Origin of the sequence: Natronorubrum aibiense (assembly GCF_009392895.1) — an archaeon.
Classification (GTDB): domain Archaea; phylum Halobacteriota; class Halobacteria; order Halobacteriales; family Natrialbaceae; genus Natronorubrum; species Natronorubrum aibiense.
The window spans coordinates 236,513-257,530 of sequence record NZ_CP045490.1 but is presented as its reverse complement, the minus strand read 5'-3'; the positions used below and the strand labels follow the sequence as shown (position 1 = coordinate 257,530).

The 21,018-nt window shown below is 55.4% G+C and carries 14 protein-coding genes and 6 pseudogenes; 4 read left to right on the top strand and 16 right to left on the bottom strand.

Annotated elements, in window-relative coordinates:
• Positions 1 to 74: 74 nt before the first annotated feature.
• Positions 75 to 1,075, top strand: a protein-coding gene (locus tag GCU68_RS19710) for an IS630 family transposase (RefSeq protein ID WP_152944334.1) whose coding sequence is annotated in 2 segments (ribosomal slippage) — positions 75 to 567 and positions 567 to 1,075 — 1,002 coding nt in all. Because the reading frame shifts where the segments join, the coding sequence is not laid out codon by codon here.
• A gap of 375 nt (positions 1,076 to 1,450) precedes the next feature.
• On the opposite strand, the pseudogene GCU68_RS22150 reads toward GCU68_RS19710, so the two are convergent.
• A pseudogene (locus GCU68_RS22150) lies at positions 1,451 to 1,747 on the bottom strand (DUF5305 family protein); the annotation flags it as partial.
• Between the two features lie 676 nt (positions 1,748 to 2,423).
• Here GCU68_RS22150 and GCU68_RS19700 point away from each other — a divergent pair.
• Positions 2,424 to 2,714 (top strand): PadR family transcriptional regulator, encoded by a 291-nt coding sequence (locus GCU68_RS19700; RefSeq protein WP_152944332.1) that lies wholly within the window; start codon positions 2,424 to 2,426, stop codon positions 2,712 to 2,714.
• Positions 2,715 to 2,777: 63 nt separating this feature from the next.
• Here the strand turns inward: GCU68_RS19700 and GCU68_RS22100 are convergent.
• From GCU68_RS22100 to GCU68_RS21475, 6 genes and pseudogenes are all read right to left on the bottom strand, one after another.
• Positions 2,778 to 3,316: pseudogene (locus GCU68_RS22100) on the bottom strand (RNA-guided endonuclease InsQ/TnpB family protein); the annotation flags it as partial.
• A gap of 95 nt (positions 3,317 to 3,411) precedes the next feature.
• On the bottom strand, positions 3,412 to 3,876 hold the full coding sequence (locus GCU68_RS22145) for a hypothetical protein (RefSeq protein ID WP_227015115.1): 465 nt from the start codon (positions 3,874 to 3,876) through the stop codon (positions 3,412 to 3,414).
• 535 nt (positions 3,877 to 4,411) lie between these two features.
• On the bottom strand, positions 4,412 to 5,674 hold the full coding sequence (locus tag GCU68_RS19690; RefSeq protein ID WP_152944331.1) for a phage NrS-1 polymerase family protein: 1,263 nt from the start codon (positions 5,672 to 5,674) through the stop codon (positions 4,412 to 4,414).
• Between the two features lie 356 nt (positions 5,675 to 6,030).
• Positions 6,031 to 6,600: pseudogene (locus GCU68_RS19685) on the bottom strand (hypothetical protein); the annotation flags it as partial.
• Between the two features lie 642 nt (positions 6,601 to 7,242).
• A pseudogene (locus tag GCU68_RS19675) lies at positions 7,243 to 7,444 on the bottom strand (ATP-binding protein); the annotation flags it as partial.
• 218 nt (positions 7,445 to 7,662) lie between these two features.
• Positions 7,663 to 7,824 (bottom strand): hypothetical protein, encoded by a 162-nt coding sequence (locus tag GCU68_RS21475; RefSeq protein WP_152944330.1) that lies wholly within the window; start codon positions 7,822 to 7,824, stop codon positions 7,663 to 7,665.
• A 5-nt stretch (positions 7,825 to 7,829) separates the two neighbouring features.
• Between GCU68_RS21475 and GCU68_RS19665 the strand changes: the two genes are divergently transcribed.
• A complete protein-coding gene (locus tag GCU68_RS19665; RefSeq protein ID WP_152944329.1) occupies positions 7,830 to 9,011 on the top strand; it encodes a M14 family zinc carboxypeptidase in 1,182 nt (393 codons plus the stop codon).
• Positions 9,012 to 9,167: 156 nt separating this feature from the next.
• Here GCU68_RS19665 and GCU68_RS19660 read toward each other — a convergent pair.
• Positions 9,168 to 10,393, bottom strand: a pseudogene (locus tag GCU68_RS19660) (RNA-guided endonuclease InsQ/TnpB family protein).
• Between the two features lie 329 nt (positions 10,394 to 10,722).
• On the opposite strand from GCU68_RS19660, the gene GCU68_RS19655 reads away from it, so the two are divergent.
• Positions 10,723 to 11,163: a hypothetical protein gene (locus GCU68_RS19655; protein ID WP_152944328.1), complete on the top strand. Its 441-nt coding sequence runs from the start codon at positions 10,723 to 10,725 to the stop codon at positions 11,161 to 11,163.
• Positions 11,164 to 11,268: 105 nt separating this feature from the next.
• Here the strand turns inward: GCU68_RS19655 and GCU68_RS19650 are convergent, their stop codons facing one another.
• From GCU68_RS19650 to GCU68_RS19615, 8 genes and pseudogenes are all read right to left on the bottom strand, one after another.
• A complete protein-coding gene (locus tag GCU68_RS19650) occupies positions 11,269 to 15,231 on the bottom strand; it encodes a PAS domain-containing sensor histidine kinase (protein ID WP_193565107.1) in 3,963 nt (1,320 codons plus the stop codon).
• Positions 15,232 to 15,413: 182 nt separating this feature from the next.
• Positions 15,414 to 15,874: pseudogene (locus GCU68_RS22095) on the bottom strand (ABC transporter permease); the annotation flags it as partial.
• Positions 15,875 to 16,063: 189 nt separating this feature from the next.
• Positions 16,064 to 16,327: a hypothetical protein gene (locus GCU68_RS19640; protein WP_152944327.1), complete on the bottom strand. Its 264-nt coding sequence runs from the start codon at positions 16,325 to 16,327 to the stop codon at positions 16,064 to 16,066.
• Positions 16,328 to 16,519: 192 nt separating this feature from the next.
• Entirely contained in the window at positions 16,520 to 17,551 is a 1,032-nt protein-coding gene (locus GCU68_RS19635; protein ID WP_152944326.1) for a proline racemase family protein, read from the bottom strand.
• On the bottom strand, positions 17,548 to 17,871 hold the full coding sequence (locus tag GCU68_RS19630; RefSeq protein ID WP_152944325.1) for a hypothetical protein: 324 nt from the start codon (positions 17,869 to 17,871) through the stop codon (positions 17,548 to 17,550). The genes GCU68_RS19635 and GCU68_RS19630 overlap by 4 nt, the downstream gene beginning before the upstream one ends.
• A 1-nt stretch (position 17,872) precedes the next feature.
• Complete coding sequence (locus GCU68_RS19625; protein ID WP_152944324.1) at positions 17,873 to 19,336, bottom strand: sodium-dependent transporter; 1,464 nt, start codon at positions 19,334 to 19,336, stop codon at positions 17,873 to 17,875.
• 269 nt (positions 19,337 to 19,605) lie between these two features.
• Entirely contained in the window at positions 19,606 to 20,517 is a 912-nt protein-coding gene (locus GCU68_RS19620; protein WP_152944323.1) for a DMT family transporter, read from the bottom strand.
• A 121-nt stretch (positions 20,518 to 20,638) separates the two neighbouring features.
• Positions 20,639 to 20,842: a hypothetical protein gene (locus tag GCU68_RS19615; RefSeq protein WP_152944322.1), complete on the bottom strand. Its 204-nt coding sequence runs from the start codon at positions 20,840 to 20,842 to the stop codon at positions 20,639 to 20,641.
• Positions 20,843 to 21,018 lie beyond the last annotated feature (176 nt).

The window sequence follows — 21,018 nt, the reverse complement described above, 5'->3', positions numbered from 1 at the left end:
TATACTAATCACCCAGCGGACAGATACTATAGTATCCGTTAGAACTTTCTACTCAGACTGTGTTGCTAAACACAGTGGATCATCTCGATAAAATCTCTGTCGAAGAATTGCAAGATGCCCTTGACAACGTGGAGGGTAAGAAGCCGACAGAACGGCTCTTAGCAGCAATAGCATACAAGAACGGCGTCACGCAGACTGAACTAGCCGAGTGGTACGACGTTCAGCGACGGACAATCTATAGCTGGCTCAAGCGACTCGACACCGACGAGTCGCTTGAACAAGCCGTTACTGATGCTCACCGCTCTGGGAGAAAGCGGAAGCTCTCAGAAAAAGAGCAAAAAGAATTCGAAGAAGCTGTCCACGAATCACCAGAGAATGTTGGGGTTGATGCGCCGGCGTGGACGCCGGCGCTCGTTCAGCAGTATCTTGACGAGACGTACGATGTCGAGTACTCAATCCCGAGCTGTCGGCGGTTGCTCAAAGAAGCGGGATTGAGCTATCAAAAACCTCGCCGTACAGCCGCTGAATCTGATGCTGATGAGCAAGAAACGTTCCGTGAGGAGATCAAAAAAAGCGGCGGGAAATGGACGCCACAGTAGTCTGCATCGATCAAACAAAGAAATCCGTCCAAGTCGAGCCGCGTGACGCGTGGTTTCCCCGCGGTACGCGGCCATCCGTCGAGTTATCTGGACAACGTGACTGGACGTGTCTGTTAGGCGCGATCACCGAGGACGGTGATCGCTTTTTCTCTCGGTTTGAAGAGTACGTGACCGCCGATCACGCAAAACATTTCATTCTGGCGTTATGCAAAGAGTTCGAGGATAATCTAATCATTGTCCTGGATAGAGCACCGTATTTTCGGGCGTCGGCCGTCACGGACCTAGCGGCCCGTGACGACCTTGCCTTCGTAACACTGCCGGCGTACTCGCCAGAGCTAAACCCGGTTGAAGAGTGCTGGAGACAGCTCCAATCAGCGCTTAGCAACCGGTTCTTTGACTCACTTTCTGAACTCACGACAGCGATCGATACGGCTCTTGATCAGCTCTCTATATCTAAAGTGAGCAATTATTTCTAATGTCTACTATAGTGGAGGTGCTCAATTAGACAGTGCCGAGTCGTCGAACGTACGGGACTCTTGTTCAATCTCCTTGACGACGTCAGTGCTGCTCGAAGTTGGGATGTGAACAGCTATATCCAGCACGCACACTCGTTACTCGACAAATCTTGACACTTCCTGTTCTTGACTCTGCCTGGATCAGCTGGCAGGTCATAGACGTAGACAACACCCTCGTGTTTGACGACGTATCTCTCCCGGGTTAACTCCTTGAGGACGACCGTTTCAACGTCGATAGCCAATTGGCGGAGCTCACCTCCAGTAACAACTGAACCGATTTACACACTGATCGCACAACTGTCGTGCGATCGGGTGTGCAGTGATTTTCAGTGGCTACTATAATGTCGGGACGGTGGCGATGTGCTGGTCGTGAGTAGCGTGTTTTACGGGACGGTCGACACAAACGATTACGTCCTCGAGTGTGTCGCGATCAGCCCGATAGGCAAGACAGGCGTGTTCAGTGTCGGTGGGTGACCGCCAGCACGCGAGGCCGACTGCGCCGGCACCGACGACGCCAGTGGCAACCAGCGTCGGCCCACCGACTGTGCGGAGCGGATCATCAGTGCACGGCGCTGTTACGGTCTCGGTTTCTATCTTCGTCTCCTCAAGTGGTTCGTCGCTGTCGATACTGTACGTCGAGCCCTCGTGGTAACTCTGGTACCGAACCTATGTCCGTCTTTCACGGACGTCCTTGCCGACGAGAGCACGACCAAGCGCGTACGCACTATCGTTGATCGAGGCGGTGATCACACCGAACGGTAGCCACGGACGGACGTCGTAGAGTCCGGTGGTCACGAAGCGGGGTGATACGTGCAGAGACCGCCGCTTGTCGATTGCCCGCTCGTAGTGGCCCGTCGTCTGAGTGCCTCAAGCGTGGCCGCCACGGTCATACAACCTGCTGCCGTTCCCAGCTTTGGGATCGTGAGACCCGTGCCGTCGAGTTGCAGAGCCGTCGCAACGATCTGATCGCCAGTGATGTGTGGATCACCCAGGTCCTGATCGGTATCGGGTTCGCATCGTCACGTGTCACGTAGCCGCCTGTGGTCACGTCGACGACACGGTGAGTTACCAACTTGCCGTCGATCGACTCGTAGACTCCGACACCCGATTTCGGGTCCCCTGTGACGGCGACCAGAATAGTGACGAAGCCGTTGTCGGCGTCAATCTCCGGTTCCATGCTGCCGCTGGTGACGTAACCGCACACGACCGAGCGGATCGAAGATTCGCGACCGGCTTTCACCGACAATATTGTTTATCAAGAAAGTCTATGTTCCCTATAATTAACTCGCCTGCTTCCATAGGTCAGAGTATGTACGATTTGACTGGCTTTCAACGCGACTTGCTCTATACAATCGCCGGCCACGAGGAGCCACACGGACTTGCGATCAAAGACGAACTCGAGAACTACTACGAGAAAGATATCCACGCCGGACGACTGTATCCGAACCTCGACACACTTGTCGACAAAGGACTCGTGGAAAAAGGGAGTGTCGACCGACGAACGAACTACTACTCACTAACGCGCCGTGGTCGACGCGAGACCGAAGCGCGCCGCGCATGGGAACAACAGTATATTGGTGAGCTGCTCATAGACTCGTAGCTCAAATCCGTCAAGTCAACCGCCTCGGGGTCAAGCCCCGAGGCTTGTCAGTGGACTCCCGTTCTACCCGAGTAACTCGGCAGGCGTGTAATCGCCGTTCACGTTCAACGTCCTTGACTTGAGGGCCAGTTGACTGGTAGCCCATCCACCGCGAGACTTCTGCCCGCGATGGATATACCCACAGTATCGGACGGCAATGTTCTTCGCCGTGTTGTAATCCGCGTTCACCTCATACCCACAATCCACGCACTCGAACTGCTTGTCGTCGCGGTTGTCCTCGTGGGTAAACCCACAGTGACTACACCGCTGACTCGTATAAGCAGGGTTTACCGTGTCCACGAACAACTCCGTGTGGACTCAACCTTGTACTCCACGAATTCTACGAACTTCGCGTAGGCCCACTGCTGGAACTTCGACCCATTAGCGATGTTCTCGCGGATGTGATCAAGGTTCTCGAAAATGATACCGTCCACATCTGCATCGTGCGCTTCAGCGATGAGCTCGTTAGCGCGGTTGTGGAGCCAGTCCAACGACCAGTCCGAGAAGCGACTGCCGATGGACTGAATCGTGAGGTGTGCGGAACGAGTGCCAGTCTGTTCTAATGCTGGAAGTACAGTCAAGTCGAAGACACTGCATGATACGTACTGGAGTCAGTGACCTACGTCCAACAACAGGCTGGAGTACCGACGGCTGGTGACTACCTCTTGCTGGTCCGTCGACCTGTTCGCAGTTGCCACGTTGGCTTCACCTGGAACGTATCTGGTTCTTCAACAGGATGTTCATGACTCTGGTTCGTCGCCAGTGACGCAGGCCGTGCGAGGCGTTTGATCAGTTCATTACGCACGTCCTGCCGAGACATCATGTGTTCGTGCCTGCCAAGCTGTTCGTCGTAATGGCGCTTCCTGAAGAGCTGGCCGGTCGTCTCGGCGGCGATGTACTGGGTTCGTTTGACTCCCCAAACGTTCGACGATCGATACTCGGCACCGACGTCTGCATGCGTGAGTTCGACGAGAACACACTCGACGAATGAGATAAGTGACTCCCGACTTCGGTCGTTCGGAATGCGCAACTCGAGGCCGGACCAGGGTGGTTCAGTGGGCTGTCGGTGGGCTGGTGCTCGATCGATACCACGGTCTCGTGGGTGCTGTCGCTCAGAAGTCATACGCTATCTCGGGGCAGTTCGACCGCCCGCACCCTTCTCGGGATGATAAACACGACATCACAGTCGCGAGGGTATCGGTAGACCATTGCCCTGTTTCTTCATTCTGAAAGACTCACGAAACTCGTGACAAGTACAGCCACCTTAGTTCCCACTACTGATTTCTAATCTGTCCCAAACCCAGAGAATAGTAATAGCCACTGGAACAGAAATCACCGCGATATAAGCGACTCCCACCGTGATACCAAACGAGACACACCCATACCCTTCACAGACTCTCAGAAGAGCCATCGTCCGGTGTGCAAGAAAGAAAAACGTATCAGAACCGACAATAGCAATCAACGGAAGGACGACGAGCCACACACATACCAATCGGAGTAAATATTCAATATCAAAGTCCCAAACATCATTCAACTACATTACAGAATTCATCCAAATACTTTCTGTAGACGGTGCTCAGTTCGCAGACTTACTTACCGAATCGAGTGCTCCTATCATATCTTACTCTGAATTGAAGAAACGATCCTCCCAATGACTGTTACTTGGAGCTACCTCCGAATAATCGTCCCCACAGAGAGGCTGTCTCTGAAGCGGTATCACAGTCGGACATCGTCTCAGCTTGTTCTTCTCGAGTCTGCTCGATCTCTCGGTTACGCTCTGCAAGTTCGGTTTCGAGATCCTCGATCGTTGCCTCGAGACGATTGATACGTTCAGTTTTCTGTTCGAGCGTGGTCTCGAGTTCGTCGATACGGTCAGTCAACAGTCGATTCTTCTCGACCAGATACGCACGATTCTGAGTCCGCTTTGATTCGTCACGGCTAGCAGTGGTCGACGGCTCGCTTGTTCTGGGAGCTGATTCGGTTGCCGTCTCTCGAGTGTCCGGATCGTAGAACTCAGAGGTGCTCGCGATCGCTCGTTCGATGGTCTTTTCGCCGTACGTAGAGCCGTCAGCATAGTGGACTTCATCCCACTTGTCTCGGAGCAGTCCCGATTTGCGGAAGAGCCGATCCATCTGCTGCTGATCCCCACCAGTCCAGAACGCCAGCAGACAGCACAGCGCCATGTCCGCCTCTGACTGACTCTCGTATCCAGCAGTTGAGCCACGCCACAACCGCTCGAATTTCTCGCCGTTCGATGCGTTCCGTGTTCGCTCGAGCCGGTCCTCGTCCTCGAGATCAACGTCAGTATGGGCTGCACTACCCCTCGTTTCCGTCTCGTCCCTAGTGCGACGGTTCCCAGATTCGTGCTCTGAGTCCGGCTCAGTGTCCTGGACGTACTCACGATGGATCGCGATGAGCGCGTCCTGCCGACGTGCAACACGAGGTGGCGTGTCCTCGAGATGGTCGCCAGTCACGGTGAAAAACCGAGCAGTGTCATACAGTTCGATGCTGCCACGGCGGTTCCGTCCATCCGGGAGCTCTCCCTTGATGAGCACATGAAACTCAGTACCCGACGGAGAGATCTCCGTATAGGAATCGAGTCGTTCAATGATGTCCAGTGCTGTATCGTCGACGTCGCCGCTTTCGGGACTTCGACAGTCATCCAGATCCACGCCGACGATAGGATCGTCGTCGGTAAAGACGAAGCCGATACCATCGGCGTTCTCCGTGCCGGCGTACTCGAGCGCTGTCTCGAACGACGCCCATGTTTCGGGATCCGTCGATGATGCGAACGCACCACTGCCTGGCGTCACTGGTATCTTCGTCGGCTTCCCATCTCGAGGTTCTTCTTTCCAGCAGACCCACTGGTCGCGCTCACGTAGTTCCTCGGGGAGTACCGAGACAGCACTCTCAGACATCATCGATCGACCTCGTAATATACGTCCATTTGGACATCGTGCACTCACTATCACGATGTTGACAAACACAGCGAAATTCAGTGGGCTGTTCGCTACCCTGTCCAACGGGGGCTATCCCTTCTATACTAGTTGGTTTTGACCCTCGATTTGCCATGAACATCGCTTCCGTCCTGCGGTTTTACCCTGAACATTTTTCAGATTTTTAACCTGAACAATTAATTTGCCCTGAACAAATAGTGGTGTAAACCAAAAATTGGCGCGCAAATGGCCTGATAAGTGGAGATCAGAATACTAGTGCTCATGCAGAGGTATCCGGTGTTTTATTCTCTTGAAATACAGACATCGTTATGATATGAATCTCATTCAAGGAGCTTTGATCCATCGCCGGTCAGGTCGATTCCAGTGTAGACTGTTACCAGATTGTCGCCGTCTCTGATACGGTCATCTTCATACTCAACGACGTTCGCAAGCTTCCGACCGAACCAGCTCGCGTTTGTACCATCAATGTCGTGCTGATCAGTCCATCTCGAGTATGCCTGAAACAATTCCTCCTTCGGTATCTGCACACCATCTGCTTCTCTGATGTACATCGCTGCGAACGCCTCGATACCATCACTATCTGGTTCGATCTGCACAGATTGCTCTACTGATGAACGCAACTCGGCCGATTGGGACGACTCCACAGCCTTGGAATGCTCAACAGAAGGGCAGCCGGCCAGAGTTCCTCGTCATCCGGCGATGCAGACAGTTCGTGTGTATTGCCTGCTGGAAGAGCAGGTGACCCCCATCTGTAGGGTGTATCAGGATGAGATGTCACGCGAATAATTCGCGTCTGGTAAGTTAACGTCGGGGATGAACGGCCGCTTGATCGGCGTCCACTCTGTCTCGAACTCGCTTTTCGAGTCGTAGGTCAGTGTCATACTCGCTTTTCTTGTAAAGGTTCAGATTAAAGACGGTGGAATATCCTGCCGTGCTGTTCTCGGTGGTTGGCGCCGTTCTGTGACGGCGCGTATCCACGGCGTGAACGCCGTGGTATTGCGCCTGCACCTCGTATAATCTCGAGGAGACGGAAGCCGGCCTTATGTCTTATCGTCGAGTTGGAACGTCGCACGGACTGGTTTTGCGAGGGGCGGTCGTGGAGCTGTTTCGTGCCGCTCAATCTTTTCGGGCTTTCGCGTTTTTTGATGAACAGCACGGGCCATCGGAACGCCCTTGAGATAATTGAAGTCTCCGAGGACATCGGCACCATACTCAGTAAAGCCGTAGAATTTCCACGGCAAGCCGCGCTTTTCCTTGTTTGGTGGGTACTCGTAGATCCCAAGGAGGTCTGCTTGACTTCCTCCACACGACTGAAGTCGTGGGATTCCTACGTGTGAGTCAGGCTATGCTGACACCGTAGGGAGAGATTCCTTACGGGCTCTCTCGCGGTTTGTGGATTCTTCGTTGGTCGAAAGACCAGAGTGTTGCCACTCATGGTCGTCCCACTGGAAGCGTGGCACCGATCGGTATCCACTCCGTGGACTGTTCTGTCCATGGACCACGGGCTGAGCCATCAGCCCTGAGTTCTCGTTTTCAACGAACTTCTCACACTGGCGGTGTTCGGCTTCTTGAGCTGCGAGGTAGTATATGTGGGGACGGTCAGTACAGTAATTCTTTGAGCAATTTCATTTTCCCGATGCGGCGTCGCCCGTAGATGACGTAGAAATCGTGGCCGGGAGAATTGAACGCAGTCTCGAGTGCAGCGAGTTCGTCATCCCGGTCGTAGAAGGTCATACTCTACATAATGATTCGTACGATAATGACTTGTGCGTTTCGGCGGATTAGTATCGAAAACTCCGGATTCAGGGTGAGGAAGATACTGAGATTGTCGTCCAGAACAGTGCTAGCAGCGCTGATCTCGGCTGCACCTGAGTTCGATTGCAGTTGAGTTCGGTCTGCTCGAGTGAAATCTCGATGTAGAGGAAGCGATCACGATCCTCGAGGTCGGTGGCTCACTCGATAAACGCCTCTCGAAGCGTCTCGGGATCCTCGAGTGTCTCATCTGTGAGCGCACCGGTGCAGCAACTATCCCGTAGGATCGCCGGCGGATCTTCCAGCAACTCGAGGTGGTCGACTTTGTCACCAGCAGTCGGCTGCGAGATTGAGCAAACCACTTTCAATGTGTGAGAAAGACATTCATATTTATGTGATCGTTGGTATAGAATTATATTCGCAGATGAATAGAAATTATCTCAAATCAACCAGACGTACAGTGCTGAAGACCCTTGGTGGAGCAGTCACCGTCGGGGCTGTCAGTGGTGTTGCTTCGGCAGGTCATGATGACGACCATATCGTTCCGAACGGGCCGTGGCTCACAGGAGAGCAGGAAGTTCGCTACGACGGGTTTTACGACTACGAAGAGTTAGTCAAGCGTCTCGAGCAGATCGAACAGAACACACAGGGACGTGTCTCGGTCGATACGATTGGCCAGTCGAACCAAGGGCGAGATATTTTTCGCGCGACAGTTGGCGATGGGGCCGAGGACGTCTTCGTTATCACACAACAACACGGGAATGAACCGACGGGAACGGAAGCCGTCCTTACCAACCTCCTGAGCCTCCTCGGGAACAACGGAACGGTTGCGCAAGACATCCTTGACGAACTTACGGTTCACGTGGTTCCCCGCGTGAACGTCGACGGTGCCGAGATCCCACAGCGCTACAACATTGATTCGGACGCACCCGCGAGAGATACCAGTGAGGGGTTCTTTACGGCGGGCTCTGAGGGTGTCGGGTGGGATATCAATCGGTATCACGATCCAGACTGGGAGGAGAGTCGACTGTATCAGAACTACCCCGACGAGTATCCCGAGAATCCGATTCCGGAAGCGGTCGCAGTGCAGGAAACCGTTGAAGCAGTCGATCCGCTCTGGATCGCTGACGTCCATAATCAAGGAACGTACAAAGACGACGACGGGGACATGATTAAGAGTTCTATCTTCTGGCCTATCAACGAGCACGTCGAAGAGGGGCCACAGAATCTCTCGAAGCAACTGTGCCGCGTAATATACGATCACGCCCAACCGTTCGGCTACGCTAATATTACGCAATATCCCGGCGGTACATATCCAGGGATCGCACGAAACGGGTACGGCCTGCGCGGACTCGGCAGTATCCTGCTTGAGCACCGGGCTGGTGTCGGACAGAAATCACAGGGACACCTCAATCGATTGGCGCTCGAACAACTCATGAGTATCTTCGAAGCGACCGCTGACGGGTCTCTGTACAATGTCGATCCCACTGCTGCTGAGGACATTCCCGAACGTGGAGACTGGCACTACAAGTCACTTCCACCGGAATAACGGTCGGCAAACACGCTTATCGTATTTTTATGCTCTGTTGAAACCCTAAATCCGTGATATATTTCAGCAGTCGTGCTGAATACATAGCTCGGATGTAGTACAAATTGGTCAACTACCTCGGGGTCAAGCCCCGAGGCTTATCAGTGGACTCCCGCTCTAACTACGTAGCGCAGTAGGTCGAAACCGACCGTTCGCGTTCAACGTCCCTGACTTGAGAGCCAGTTGACTGGTGGCTCGTTCAGCACTAGACTTGAGCCAGTGCTGAACAAGACGCCACCCGACGTTCCGAGCGGCGTTGTAATCGCTGTGTAACTGCTTTCCGCACTTCAGACACTCAAACTCATCACCATCACGGTTGTCCTCGTGCGTGAACCCACACTCACCGTGGCTGCACCGCTGACTCGTATAGGCAGGCGCAACGTCGTCCACGTTGATGCCGTATTCGTCGGCTTTGTATTCGACGTGGCGTTGGAGTTCCCTGAACGCCCACTGCTGGAACTTTGAAGCGTTCGAGATACGCTCGCGGATGTGCTCCAAGTTCTCGAACGCAATCGCTGCGCAATCGTTCTCAACGGCTTCACGGACGATTGCTTTTGAGACGCGGTGGAGGTAGTCCGCGCTCCACCGTGCGAATCGGTCGCCAATTGACTGAAGCGTGAGGTGGGCGGAACGAGTGCCTGTCTGTTGCAGGTTTCCACGACGACGTTCGTATTCGTCGCGGCGATGATTGAGGTAGTCCGCATTACCGAGGAACGCTCCCGTACTGGTGACAGCGAGGTATCCATCCACGTTCAAATCGACACCAAGAACCACTCCGTTCTCGGCTTCGCCGTCGCTCGAATCAGGTTCAACGTCTGTCTTCACAGCGACGTGGAGGTAGTACGTACCATCACGCTTGTGGAGCGTTGCTTCGGCTTTCTCCCATTCGTCAGTCCAGTAGTCCTCAAACGGTGTCCCCTCCTTGTTGGCGGGCGTGACGTATTCAGCGGTCACTCGCGTGTCTGTGGTGGCGAGAGAAACGTGGTCGTCGTTGTACGTGATGGTTCGACCGTTGTAGACGACGACGCTTCCTCGGAACTCGGGTTTGCTGGCTTTCTCACCGTCTTCGATTATTCGGTCTTTGCAGTTGCCGAGTGCCGTTGCTGCGAGGTTACGGGCACTTTGAACCAGACTGGATTGCAGGGTGAGTTTCTCACGGACATCGGAATACGTCTCGTCGTGGAGCGTGTTTTTCGTCTCCGTGATGTTGTAGGGGTTGTCGCCCATCCGTAGTCTGCGACGTGTTGCGCCGCGTGTCGGAACTGCTCGAACGTCTCATCGAGGACTTCGTGATCGTCCTCGGGAACGTCGAGTTTGAGTTGGATGTTCCGAACAACCGCTATACTTCATTAGGATAGTTAGAGCTACTTACAGCTAAATATTGAATGTGGGGGAGTCAGCCTTGCCATTGAACGTGGTTTGCGCCATCGAATGTCGGCTTCCTCCCCGACCTCAAGGGTCGGGGTATCCGCCTTGTATCTTGATGAATCTTTAAGCGCGATTTAATTGAGCGGTGCAGACTAAGTATATATCGTATGCTGACGTGCGTTCCCTCGGCTGAGAACTCAGCAGTAGATGGGGAAAGACAATGACTGATAGAACCTCCACAGATGACGGAATCTTGCGCCGAACAGTAGTGAAAGCCAGCACAGTCACAGTGGGTACGCTCGGTATGATTGCGCCCGTGGCTGGCCACGATCATCACGATGACGATGATCACCATGACGAAGACGACCACCACGACGGGGACGACGACACCGATGATGAGTCCGACGATGGAATCGAGATCGAAACCGGTACCACGATCATATTGGAAGGGGAGACGTCGGATTGGGTAGGCGCGGAGCCCGAAGAAATAGAAGGAGAAGAGAATCCCACGCTCGTCCTCGAAGAGGGTGAAGAATACGAGATCGGATGGGAGCAGGGCAATGGTGGGTCCCACAATCTCGAACTTGTCGACGAGGATGACGAAGTCGTCGACGAGCATGAAACCGAAGTCACCGATGACCCTGGTGAGGACGATATCTTCGAATTCGAAGCCACTGATGAAATGGCCGAATACGTCTGTCGGCAACATCCGGACACGATGCGGGGGGAGATTCGGATCGAATAAGCTGACGATGCTGTCAAGGGGGCAAAAAAGAGTAACAAACTGTATTGCTGCAGTCTCCCTCTGTATTTAACAGACCGTTTGTATCAATCCGGGTCGCTGTCGTGGTCACTTATCTGCAGCATCTGCCGCCGGCAGCGTAAACGAGAACGTCGCGCCCTCGCCCGGTTCGGAGTCGACCCAGATGTCGCCGCCGTGACGCTCGACGATCCGTTCACAGAGTGCGAGGCCGATCCCGGTGCCGTCGTACTCCTCGCGGCTGTGGAGTCGGTCAAACACCGTGAAGATGCGGTCTTGATTCTCGGGATTAATTCCGATCCCATCATCTGCGACCGAGATTACCCACTTCCCCCGACGGCGGTGGGCACTGACATGAACCCGCGGCGGCTCGTCCCCGCTGTACGTGAGCGCGTTCGAGAGGAGATTCTGGAGGACCTGCCGCAGCTGACCGGCGTCGCCCTCGACACGCGGGAGGTCTTCGGCGGTGATCTCGGCGTCATTCCCCTCGATCTGGAGCTGAAGGTCAACGAGCACGTCGTCGAGAAGGGCGTTCAGATCCGTCGGTTCGAACGGATCGCCACGCGTCTCGACGCGGGAGTACTCGAGGAGGCCGCCGATCATCTCACGCATCCGCTCGGCCCCGTCGACGGCGAATTCGAGGAACTCCTCACCGTCCTCGTCGAAGGCGTCGTCATAGCGCTTCTCGAGCAACTGGAGGTAGCTCGTGACCATTCGGAGCGGCTCCTGAAGGTCATGGGAGGCCGCGTAGGCAAACTGTTCCAACCGCTCGTTGGATTCCTCGAGTTTGCGCTGGTACTCGCGGCGTTCGGTGATATCCGTCAGGGTGACGACGGCGCGGCTCACGTCGCCATACTCGTCTCTGATCGGCATGCCGTGCTCCATGATGATGCGTTGTTCGCCGTCGAATGCGCTGATCTCGTAGATGTTCGGCTCCGTAACCTCGGCTCCGTGGAGGACTTGGGACATCGTCCAGTCGTCCAAAGTGACCGGCTCGTCCGTATCCGCCCACACCGCGGGGTACTTGTCGTACTCCGTGATCGACTCCGCGTCGAACACGTCGCCACCCCAGATCTCCCTAGCCGTGTCGTTGGCTCTGATCAGCGACCCGTTTGCGTCGGCAACGACAACGCCGATCGGGAGGATATCGACCAGCGTCTCCAACTGCTCCATGGTCCGCTGGCGCTCGAGTTCGGCGTGCTTGCGCTCGGTGATATCGGTCAGCGCGCCGGGGAACGTCAGCGCACTGCCGTCGTCGTCGCATTCGACGCGACCACGTGCGACGACCCAGCGGAGTTCCCCGTCGGCGTTCCAGACGCGGTACTCCGATTCGTACTCGCCGCAGGTCTCGATGGTGTCCTCGATCTGGGCGACCACTCGCTCACGGTCGTTCTCGTGGACGGCGTCGATGAACTGATCGAGCGAGACGCCCTGCTGGGCCGCGTCCGGATCGACGCCGAAGGTCCGCGCGAACGACTGCCCGACGATCATCTCGTCGTTCTGGACGTCCCACTCCCACGTCCCGATCGCGCCGGCCTCCGTTGCCGCCTCGAGCTGGGATTTGGCGTCCCGAAGGTACCGTTCGTGCTCCTTCTGCTCGGTGATGTCCTGGACCATCGCCATGCCAGCGAACACCGTGCCCTCCTCGTCAGTGATCGGAACGGCGTGGACCATCCACTCTCGGCCTTCGTAGGAAAGTTCGACCGTCCGATCATCACCGGCGAGCGCGTCGCGATACATCGGTTCCAGTGTCTCGGCGATGTCTTCGCCCCAAACCTCACCGACGCTACGTCCCGCGGCCTCATCCGGATCGATGGAGATCTGCTCAAACCCCTGCCCGGCCAGAAGCGTGTACTTCAGATCGTCATCGAACAGCGTGACGGCACCGTTGGGGAAGTGATTCGCGAGCGTGCGGTAGCGCTGCTCGGACCGCTCGAGCGCTCGCTCGCGTCGTTTTCGCTCGGTGATATCGCTCGCCATTCCGATCCATTCGTCGATCTTACCGTCCTCGTCCAGCATCGGTACCGCACGCGAGAATGTCCAGCCCGTGCTCCCATCGTCCTGTTCCACCCGGTATTCCAACTCGAACGTGCTCTTTGTCTCGATTGCTTTGTCAATGGCCTCTGTGACTCGCGGCTGATCGTCCGGATGGATATATTTATCCAGCCAGTTACTGGTCAGTTCGTCCGTATCGGCGAGGAACTCTTTGCCTTCGAGTTCGTGCATCTCGCTCCAATCGGGGCTCATGCGATACACTACGTCTGAACTTGCAGTGACCAGCGCATGGAACCGTTCTTTGCTCTTCTGGAGGTTCTCCTCGGCCTGTCTGCGTTCGGTGATGTCTTGGGACATTCCAATGGCGGCGAAGATGTCCCCGCTGTCGTCTCGAACCGGCATGAAATAGAACTGGTAGACCCGATCGCCGATCGTGCTCTCGAATTCGGATGCTTGGCCATCAAGCGCGGCCTCGTATCGGGGGACGACGACGTCTGCCAGCTCTTGGGGCAATGCGTCTCGAAGCGGCTTCCCCTCGAGGTCCGCACGCGTCACGTCTGTGTCGCCCTCCGGGGTACCGCCGAAGGTGACGTACCGGAAGTCCTCGTCGACGAGGGCGACAGCCCCGTTCGGGAAGTGATCGGCCAGCGTGTGGTAGCGCCGTTCGGACTCTTCGAGTTCGCGTTCGCGCTGCTTGCGCTCGGTAATGTCTTGGACTACGCCGACCGCACGAGTCGGCTCTCCCTCGCTGTCGAAGTGGAACTCCCCCTGGGCCGATATGACACGCTGCTCGTCGTCGGCTCGGGTGATCCGGCACTCGAAATCCCACGTTCCCGTCTCGAACGCCTCTTCGAAGCGCCGTTTCACCTCCTCGCGCTCGTCCGTCTGGACGTGGTCGAGGAACGTCTCGAAGTCCCACTCGTCGAGCGGGTCGTCGTAGCCGAAGATGCGGTCGTGCTGCGGGGAGCGGATGGGCGAGTCCTTGGTCCGGAGGTCTAGTTCCCACGTCCCCATTTCCCCGGCTTCGAGAGCGAGCCGCAACCGCTCCTCGTTCTCCCGTAACTCGCGCTCACGCTGCTTACGCTCGGTGACGTCGCGGGAGGAGATGATGATGGAGACGACGTCACCGTCGTCGTTCATGACCGGTCTGAAGACGCCGTCGAGCGTGTATTGTTCGCCACTGGGTCTGGTGAGATCGGCCTCGAAATCGACGTACTCGCCGGCCGCTGCGCGCTCGATCCACTTCCGCACGTCGGCGCGGATCACCTCGCCAGCTCCCCACCATGGTGTCTTCCAGAAGGGGTCGCCGGCCACGTCGTCGAGGTCGGCGTCGATGTACTCCATCGCCGTCCCGTTGATGTCAACGACTGTCCCGTCAGGTTCGAGGAGGCCGGCGAGGATGTTCGGATCCTCGAAGACCGCCTCGAAGCGGCGCTTGGTCCGCTCGAGTTCACGTTTGCGCTTCCGGCGCTCCGTCACGTCGTGGGCGACCGCGAGGACGTACTCCCGGTCGAGTTCGACGTGGGTCGCGGTGACCTCGACCGGATACGTCGTTCCATCGCCTCGCCGGTGGCGGCCGTCGAACGTGATCGTTCCGCTCGCCCGCAATTCGTCGACGAACGCGTTCCACTCGGTCAGATTATCGATGTTGATCTCGATATCGGGAACGGATAGCGAGAGCAGTTCCTCCCGCGAGTAGCCGCAGCGCTGACAGGCTGTCTCATTGACGTCGATGTACTCCCCGGTGTCGGGGTCGACGACTAGCACGCTGTCGGTCGAGTAGTCCAGCAGGGTCCGAAACAGCTCGAGGTCGTGCTCACGTCGGTCTGACGATGATGGTTTCGGTGACAATCGTGGTTGCCACCAAACACGTCCGCTCGTGCCGACGTTCTTCGTCTCGAGTTCATTGTAGTCGACAAGGCGCTCGAGGCGCTCGTGGGAGCTCTCACGATCGAGACCAAGTCGATCTGCCACTTCGATCGTCGTCAACGGGGCTCCGGACTCCTCGAAAAGCGAGAGTGTCTCTCGGAGCGTCTCGCTCAGCGAACTGGAGGTCACTGTTGTGATAAATCCCTCACCAGTTATAAGATCACCGCCAGGGGAAAGGGAGTGGAATCCCGCTCTCTCGAGGAAACATGCTGGTCTCGAGATTAATGTGCTATCATCCGTGGACAGCTGTCGTTGCCAAGAGAGATGCTCAAGTCCGTCTTTGAGAGCGACTGCCGAAGACCGCTCGAGTACTATCCGGCCGCCGGTGACTGGGTGGCGTGAGTCTCCCCACTGATGCGAGTTTCAATGAAGGCAAACAACGAATCAAGGCCAATCGCTAAGAATGCGCCAGGAATCGCGCCAGCGAGCAGATGGGGGGGTGTTGAACAGCGAGATTCCGGTAATAACCCAGACGCCGAGACCGCCGCCACCAATAAAGAACGCGAGATAAGCAGTCCCAACACTGAGGACTGCACTCGTTCGGATTCCGTCGAAGATGACGGGTACGGCCAGTGGAAGTTTGATCTTTCGCAGTATTTGATTCTCTGTCATACCCATCCCGCGGGCAGCTTCGACCGTGCTCTCGTTGACGTTCTCGAGACCAGAAGCTGTATTTGTTAAGATGGGAAGTAATGCGTAGGTGAAAGGTAAATAGACCTACCAGCGAGGGGAGAAAGCCCAGTCCGAGCAGTGGGAAGACCAGTGCGATGATGTTCCATCCCATGAGGGATTGTACGGACCAAACGCTGCTGTTGACGTCCCAGCAGCGACGCCCACTGCAATGAGTACAGTGATCGAGAGCGCGACGAGCAACGCTCGTGGTCAATCAATTCCCGACCCGGAGCCATCTTGGATCCACTTGAGTGGATTCATCTCGTCACCTCCACGTCAAACCGGTACGCTACCATGGAAGCACCTCCGGCGGCAAGATCTCGAGGATGCGGCGGACGACGATAACCGCAAAGCCGACCAGTCCAAGCAGAATGAGCCACCGAAGTCGACGCCGCCAGTCAGGTGTAACAGCAAATGGGGCAGTAAGCTCGGTGACAATCAGTAGGCCGATCAACGAGAGGACGAAGAACAACTCGTAGGAAAACGAACCGAGGACAGACAGAACAACCACTGCTGCAACCATCCAGGCGAGTTGTCCGCGAATAAACCGCATTCGTCGGTGCGTCGGTATCTATATCTTTAGGTGAAGCGGGTCACTGTAAACCCACGGGATTTCGTCAGCCCTGTTGGCAGCTTCAGATCGAAATCGGAGAGTTTCGCCTGATGAGTAGTTGTGAAAATAAGATGCTAGAAACAAAGTCGAGTCGCTTCTTCAGGATTATTGCACCGTCGCTTAGTGAAGTAACTACGTTTCGTCCGAAGAGATACTCAGGCTCATTATCGGGTCACGAGGATCTTTCACGAACGTATGCTTGCCCGTGATACGGGCGGATCCAGTTATTGTCGGGACTATTAGAGTTATGTCATCACGTTGTTTCGTCTCGACAATTTGACCCTCGAATCGGGTTCCAACGACGCTCTCGTGGAGATACGGTTCGTCGACCGAGAGATGTCCGGTTTCGTATAAGAGTGCCATCTTTGCACACGTGCCGGTCCCACACGGCGAGCGGTCCACCTGCCCATCGCCAAAAACAACAATACTGCGGTCAACGTCGTCGGAGGATTCGTAAATCTCAGTGATAGAGACCGCATCGGGTTTGCCAGAGAACGGGTGAACGATTTCGAGTTCGTTGTTTACGGCATTCCGTATTTCGAGTCCCCAATCGACGAAGTCGTCGGTTTGAGTAGTATCGACAGAAGCGTTCAATTGCTCGCTATCGACCAGCGCAAAGAAGTTCCCAGCGTAGACAACATCCACTCGAAGCGGCGAGTCGGAGAACGAGACGGGGACTGTCGCCGTGTCATAGACGAACGAATCGACGTTCTGAATCGTGACCCGCTCGACCCTTCCGTTGGCATACTGGGGCCTGGTCTCAATGACACCTGCCGGTGTCTCAACGTTGATCGTCGGTTCGGCGGGTAGGTGTCCCAGTTCGACGAGGGCCGAGACGATGCCAATTGTCCCGTGACCGCACATATCCAAATACCCCTCGCTGTCCATGAAGAATACGCCGAGGTCAGCGATTTCCTCGTGCGGTTCGACGACGACCGCACCGAACATGTCGTCGTGACCTCGCGGCTCTCTCATCAGCAGTTCACGAACCCAGTCATACTGCTCGGCGAACGACTTGCGTTTCATGCGAACGCTGTCGCCAGTGAGAGTGGATCGGTCGAGACCGTCGAGGAGAATGCGCGTTGGCTCTCCTGCTGTGTGTGTGTCGACCGTCGTAAACGATGCATCCGTGCGCACGCTGTCGAAATCTCCGTCGATCTTCATTCTTCGATCGTCTCCAGTTTCTCTATCTGCTCGACAGACCAGTCGTAATACGGTTCATCGACCTCTCGAAGCGTCCGCACACACTCGTTGTATCGCTGTCGTGCTTCCGGTGCATACGGATCGTTCGGATGCGCCTGAATCCATTCGCGGAGTTCCTGTAGCGCACGAGGCGAGTAGCTGTCGATACTCCCCTGTTCTCTGAGCAACTCGAGTTTCCGCTCTTCGGTGCGAAGTGATCTGATGAGGACAACACTTGCAACGCCAGGTAACGCGAGTATCGCAAGGAACATTGTTACCCACGTGACGGTCGAGAGCACCATTTCAGTCACCCCCCTCTGAGACAGGTCCCGGAGAACTACTCGCGTTTCCAATGATGCCCATCACGGCCGTACTTATCACGACGAGAGCCACCATGAGAGCAACACCCACCATCACCAACGTTTGGTTTTCAGTCCCGATGTTCGTGACAACACCGAAGCCAACGATGAACACCATTACCACTGGTATAACGTACTTGATGACCGGATTCCACCACCGACTGACGTAGATGCCGGTGTTACGGTTGAGGTCGATGACGCGGGCGCGCTCTGGACCCAGCTTCCACGCAACGAGTGCGATGATCGACAGCGTCGCTAGCGGGAGGCCGAAACTCCCGATCACGAAGTCCATCTGATCGAGGAACGACGACGAATAGGCGCTCGGGAGACCGAACAGCCAGACGACTCCGCAGACCGCGAGTACCGAACCGGTTCGTGAGAGACGTGTCTCCTCGGAAACGGTCGTTACGCCGACTTCGGTGATACCGAGACCTGAAGTGAACGTTGCGAAAAGGAACGAGATGAAGAACACGGCGGCCCACGCCGCTCCGCCGGGCAGTTCAGGGAACACCTCGGCCAGAGAGATGAAGAGCAAATTAGAACCCGCAGCCGGTTCGATTCCGAACGCAAAAACGATAGGGAACGTCGCGAACACCGCCAATAGCCCGATACTCGTGTTCCCGATCGCGGTGAACATACCGCCACCAAGTGGAACATCGTCGTATCTGCTGAGATAGCTCCCGTAAGTGAGTGCGATTCCCCATCCTAACCCGGTCGAGAATAATGCCTGGCTGAGTGCTGCAACCCAGGTACTCCCGCGAGTGAGGGATGTCCAGTCAGGCGTAAAGACGAATGCCACCCCTTCCATTCCGCCGGGAAGAGTGACACCACGAACCCCAACCGCGACCAGTGCGAGGACGAGTAGCGGAATCATCCACTTCACTACACGCTCGATACCGCGACGGATCCCGAAGACGAGGGTACCGGCGATCCCAGCCATAGTCACTGTATGCATCCCGATGACGAGTGCTGGGTTCGAGATGAACCCGTCCCAGAACGCCTGCGGCTGGAATCCGGGCTGGGTGAACGTCATAAGTAAGGAGTGGCCGGCGTAGTAGAGTGCCCATCCAATGATCGGCGCATAGTACGACATCAACGCCACGTTGACGATGAGAACAACGACACCGAGCCCTTGCGAACGCTTACTCCTAAAAATCTGATTGAACGTTCCTATGACGCCCTTGTTCGTGTACCGACCGATCATCGTCTCAGCCATGAGACCGGGAACCGCAATGACGTACAACAAGACGATGTACGCGACGAGGAACGCTCCTCCACCGTTTTGCCCCGTGGTGAACGGCATTCTCCAGATATTTCCTGCCCCAACCATGGCTCCCACCATCGCCATAAGGAAGCCGAATCGGGTCCCCCATTCTTCTCTCGCTGTTCTTGGTTCTGAGCTTTCCATGATAAGCCTAGACAAGCCATATGAGAGATAGGAGTTGTATTAGTCCCCTACCATAGTCGGCGTCTCACTAGATTCATATCTCTCACGAATTTAACTTATTTACTATGTATACAATTTATGTATTTCTACAGACAAATAAGGCGAGTGCCTCGAGGCTTGTCCTCGAAGTACCTCACCTTGAAGGAGAGACCACGCAAGCGCGATTATCGGTCGCACTCACGACCTTTTTCCCGTGTACTGCTTGAGTCAAGCCCTAAGGCATTCGCTTTCTATATCCTGTAGAACTCCTTTCGTTTGAGTAAAACAAAGCCAAGAAGAATGAGACAGAATCCAACGATGGTAAGCGAAGTAACTTGTTCTGCGAAAAGTATCCAACTGAATACTGTCCCAAACATCGCCGCTCCGTATGTAACAAGATTGAGTTCGACTGACCCGAGTTGAGGAAGGAGGTGGAAGTACATGAGATATCCAATCGCGCTCACGAATATGCCAAGATAGAGGAGTGCAAGGAGTCCCCCCAGAGACAGCTGAACGAATCGGAGAGATTCAGTCGGGCTTGCAAAGCTGGCGACGTGGGTAAGGACAGCACCAATGATCATTGCCCACGCAGTCCGAGGAGAAAGCGGCATCTCAGCGTTTGCCCACTGAATAAGGACGCCTCCGAGCGCGAATGCGGCTGCGGAGAGCACTAAAATTACTTGTCCAATGGTGTTCGCTACAAGAAGGTTCGCTGGGTCTGGTTGGGTAACTACCACGATCCCAGCAAATCCGAGGCTGATACCGAGCAACTCGGGTATGCCGAAGTCGTCTTGAGGAAGAAAAATCTTAGCAAAGCCAATTGTTAATACTGGAATCAACCCTCCGAGGATTGCAGCGATTGCACTCGGAACTGTTTGTTGGCCAATGTTCTGTAGGACACTGTGTCCGCCAAGGGTGAATATCCCCCCAGAAAAAACTGCTAACCAGTCGCGTCTATCGCGTGGCCACCAATAATCGAATGAGCGAGAGACATATAGAAGCAGTACAATCGCAGCAAGGTCAAGCCGTAACGCGGCATAAAATATAGGCGGAAAATCATTAAGACCAATCTTTACTGCGGGATACGTGCCACCCCATAGGGCCGCTAAGACGACAAAGAAGGCAACGGTCTGATATCTATTCTTGACACGAGAATAGCTCATGGGGGAGATCCACCTTGTATTTCGATATCTGATACTATTCTCATTGTATAGTGATTGAGCATGGTCGAAACAAGCTGTCGGGACTTCGTAGAGGGGGTTTTTCTGTTCGCGTGCGGTGACCTCATGGCCAGAGATCACGCGTCTGTTTTGCCTTGATGATACAGGAAAGCGCAACGGCGTAGGCCGTATTGCGCCATGTCAGGTTTCGGAAATCGACTTCGTGGCTCACCTTGACCCACACGTCAAGCGTCTTCTTTGCCAGTCCCTCGTACATGCCGTCGAGAGACCAGTGTTGACGGTTATGCTCTGTTGCCGGCGCAGTCATTGCGTTGAGCGATTCATTTCGTTCTTATAATCACACCACCAACGAAAACATTCTAACAAAATCCGTCCGAAAATATCGGGCATGAGCTATTCGGTCTCATGCACGGCTGTCTGGCCTGTGGCTTTTCCCCCTCATTCTCGGAACGTGAACGCGATTCCGAGAGGGGCGACGAAACC